This is a genomic window from Sphingomonas bacterium (assembly GCF_903644055.1).
GTDB lineage: Bacteria > Pseudomonadota > Alphaproteobacteria > Sphingomonadales > Sphingomonadaceae > Sphingomonas_I.
Genome location: NZ_CAHJXD010000016.1, coordinates 1 through 3,665, shown reverse-complemented (window position 1 = coordinate 3,665; position 3,665 = coordinate 1). Strand labels below are relative to the sequence as shown.

General features: G+C 68.8%; 3 protein-coding genes and 1 pseudogene. 2 read left to right on the top strand and 2 right to left on the bottom strand.

The window, feature by feature from the left end; genetic code table 11:
- Positions 1–856 (top strand): isomerizing glutamine--fructose-6-phosphate transaminase (locus HUU94_RS00615; RefSeq protein WP_174273200.1); only part of this gene is annotated, 856 nt, incomplete at its 5' end.
- Here HUU94_RS00615 and HUU94_RS00610 read toward each other — a convergent pair.
- Positions 843–2,009 (bottom strand): MFS transporter, encoded by a 1,167-nt coding sequence (locus HUU94_RS00610; RefSeq protein ID WP_174273199.1) that lies wholly within the window; start codon positions 2,007–2,009, stop codon positions 843–845. The two genes, HUU94_RS00615 and HUU94_RS00610, sit on opposite strands and share 14 nt — an antisense overlap.
- A gap of 185 nt (positions 2,010–2,194) precedes the next feature.
- On the opposite strand from HUU94_RS00610, the gene ppk2 reads away from it, so the two are divergent.
- The gene (gene ppk2, locus HUU94_RS00605; RefSeq protein ID WP_174273198.1) at positions 2,195–2,962 is read left to right on the top strand and encodes a polyphosphate kinase 2; all 768 of its coding nucleotides are present in this window, start codon (positions 2,195–2,197) and stop codon (positions 2,960–2,962) included.
- Positions 2,963–3,039: 77 nt separating this feature from the next.
- Here ppk2 and HUU94_RS00600 read toward each other — a convergent pair.
- A pseudogene (locus HUU94_RS00600) lies at positions 3,040–3,665 on the bottom strand (TonB-dependent receptor); the annotation flags it as partial.

Here is a 3,665-nt window from a genome sequence, read left to right as displayed (position 1 = left end):
TGTGGCGTCCGAATTCCGCTACCGCGCGCCGGTGCTGGAGCCGGGCGGGCTGGCGCTGTTCATCAGCCAATCGGGCGAGACCGCCGATACGCTGGCGGCGCTGCGCCACGCGCGGGCCGAGGGGCAGAAGATCGCGGTGGTGGTCAACGTGCCGACCTCGACGATGGCGCGCGAGGCCGATCTGCTGCTGCCGACGCACGCGGGGCCGGAGATCGGCGTCGCCTCGACCAAGGCCTTTACCTGCCAGCTCGCGGTGCTGGCGGCACTCGCCGCCAATCTCGCGCGCGCCAAGGGGCGGCTGTCGCGCGAGGAGGAGCGCAATCTCGTCCGGCATCTGTCGGAAGCGCCCGCCGCGCTCAACGGCGCGCTCGCCTATGACGAATCGATCGAGGCGATGGCGCCGATGATCGCGGCGGCGCGCGACGTGCTCTATCTCGGCCGCGGCCCCGATTATCCGCTGGCAATGGAGGGCGCGCTCAAGCTCAAGGAGATCAGCTACATCCACGCCGAGGGCTATGCGGCGGGCGAGATGAAGCATGGTCCGATCGCGCTGATCGACGAAAATGTGCCGATCATCGTCATCGCGCCCTCCGGCCCCCTGTTCGACAAGACCGTGTCGAACATGCAGGAGGTGCAGGCGCGCGGCGGCAAGGTGGTGCTGATCTCGGACTATGACGGGGTCGCGGCGGCGGGCGACGGCTGCATCGCGACGATCACCATGCCCAAGGTCCACCCGCTGATCGCGCCGCTGGTCTATGCGATCCCGGTGCAGTTGCTCGCTTATCATGTCGCGGTCGCCAAGGGCACCGACGTCGATCAGCCGCGCAACCTCGCCAAGAGCGTCACCGTCGAGTGAGGCGGTAGGAGACCGCCCAGATCGCGAGGCCGCCGAGCGCGAGCGCGCTGCCGACGAGCCCGGTCGAGGTCCAGCCATAGCCGGCGCGGATCGCCATCCCGCCGAGCAGCGGCCCTAGCGCGTTGGCGGTGTTGAACGCCGAATGGTTGAGTGCCGCGGCAAGCGCCTGCGCATCGCCCGCCACGTCCATCAGCCGCGTCTGCAACACCGTGCCCAGCGCGCCGCCGGTGCCGATCGCGAAGATCGCGATCAGCAGCGTCGGCAGATGCGGTGCCGCGAGCGGCCAGAGCGCGAGCACGCCCGCCGCCCACACCAGCAGCCCGCCCGCCGACGGCATCAGCGCGCGATCGGCGAAGCGCGGGATGATGAGATTGCCCGCCGTCATGCCGAGGCCGAACGCGACGAGCGCGAGCGGGATCATCGTCGCGGGCACCCTGGTCACCGCCAGCATCGTATCGGCGAGATAGGTATAGACCGCGAACAGGCCGCCGAAACCGATCGCGCCGATCGCCAGCGTCAGCCACACCTGCGCCTTGCGCAGCGCGCCCAGCTCGCGGAGCGGGCTGGCGTCGTGCGGCGGCGGATCGCGCGGCGCGAAGAGGGCGATCAGCAGCGCGGTGGCGAGCGCCAGCGCGGCGACGATCGCGAAGCCCCAGCGCCAGCCGATCATCTGCCCGGCGAGATTGGCGATCGGCACGCCGACGATCGTCGCCACCGTCAGCCCCAGCATCACCCGGCTGACCGCCGTCGTCCGCCGCTCGACCGGCACCACGCCTGCGGCGACGAGCGCGGCGATCCCGAAATAGGCGCCGTGCGGAAGCCCGCTCAGGAAGCGGAACAGCAGCATCCAATGGTAGCTCGGCGCGAGCCCCGAAAGCCCGTTGGCGAGCGCGAACAGCGCCATCAGCGCGATGAGCAGGGTCCGCCGCGAGAGGCGCGCGGCGAGCACCGCGATCGTCGGGGCGCCGACCACGACGCCCAGCGCATAGGCGCTGATGACGTTGCCGGCGGTCGGCGCATCGATGCCGAGATCGTGCGCGAAATAGGGCAGCAGGCTCATCGTGGCGAATTCGGTCGTGCCGATCGCGAAGCCGCCGACGGCGAGCGCGAGATGGACGAGCGCGGGGGGTGCCGCGGATTCGCTGCCTTTCATCGCGCCGCCATCGGGACCTATGGTCACCGCCGCAAGTGTTAGAGTCTGTCCCGTTGACGTTACACTCTCGTCACCCCGGCTCAAGGCAGGGGTGACGGTTCAACTTGAACAGGGCAGAGCCTAAGAACGGCGAGCGGGAAAGTGACGCAAGTGGAACAATCTCCCTCTTTGGGCGATCCAGCGTGATGAGCGATCCCGATTCCGAAGATTACAAGCACGACCTCGCCCGGCTGCAACTCGCGCTGGTCGATACGCAGATGGCGATGGCGAAGAGCGGCAAGCGCGCGGTCGTTCTGTTCGAGGGACGCGACGGCGCGGGCAAGGACGGGTCGATCAAGCGGATCACCGAGCATCTGTCGACGCGCGCGACGCGCACCGTGGCGCTGCCCAAGCCTTCCGATCGCGATCGGACCTCCTGGTATTTCCAGCGTTACGCCGCCTACCTGCCCGCGGCGGGCGAGTTCGTGATCTTCAACCGCAGTTGGTACAATCGCGCGGGCGTCGAGCGCGTGATGGGCTTCTCCACGCCCGCCGAGCAGGAGGAATTCCTCCGCGACGCGCCCGATTTCGAACGGATGCTGGTCGAGAGCGGCATCACCCTGGTCAAGCTCTGGCTCGACATTTCCAAGAAGGAGCAGAAGGTACGGCTGGATGCGCGCCGCACCGATCCGCTCAAGGCGCTCAAGGTTTCCGATCTCGATGCCGTCGCGCAGAAGAAGTGGGATGCCTATTCGGACGCGCGCGACGAGATGCTGATGCGCACCAACAGCCCGCTCGCGCCGTGGACCTGCGTCCGCGCCAACCACAAGAAGCCCGCGCGGATCGCCTTGATCCGCCACATCCTCCACCGGATCGCACCGGAGGCGATCGCCGCCGACGTGCCCGCGCCGGATGCCGAGCGCCTGTTCGCGTTCGAACCCGACGCGCTGACCGACGGTCGGCTGTACCGGTAGCTTAGGGTCTGTCCTGTGTGAACTGTCGTCACCCCGGCTCAAGCCGGGGTGACGTTTTCGCTTGAACGGGACAGGCTCTAGCCGCCCTGCGGCCGCGTCACCGGCCTCGGCGGCAGTTGCGTGAAGAGCTTGCGGATGCCGATGCGGAAGCTGCGGCCGATCGGATCGAGATAGGCCGATTGGTAGCGGATCGGCGTGCTGCCGAACGCATCGCGGACGTTCTGACGCGTATCGAAGAGGTTGGTCACCGAGAAGGTGACGCGAAGGTTGCGCGCCCAATCCTTGCCGATGAAGCGCGGCATCTGCCCGACATTGGCGAACAGCCGCAGATTGGCGGTGCCGAGCGACGAGAAACGCAGATCGCCGGTCGTGCTGCCGGGTGCGGCATCGACGCGCGTGCCGCTCTGCCAGTTCGTCTCCAGCCGCGCGCCGAGGCCGTTGTTCGAATAGCCGAGCTGCGCCTGCACCTGATGCCGCGGCTGGCCGCCGCCCGATCCGACGGCGGCGCCGTTGAGCAGATCGAGCGCGGGCAGACCCGGCCGGATGAGGATGCGATCCTGGATCGTCCAGGTGTGGTAGAGCGAGAATTGCAGGCGGCCGCCGGCATTGTCGCGGAAGCGCTGTCCGCCGCCACCACCGCCGCCGCCCCGGAAGCCACCGCCACCGGGACCACCGAAGCCGCCGCCGCCGGGCGGTCCGCCGA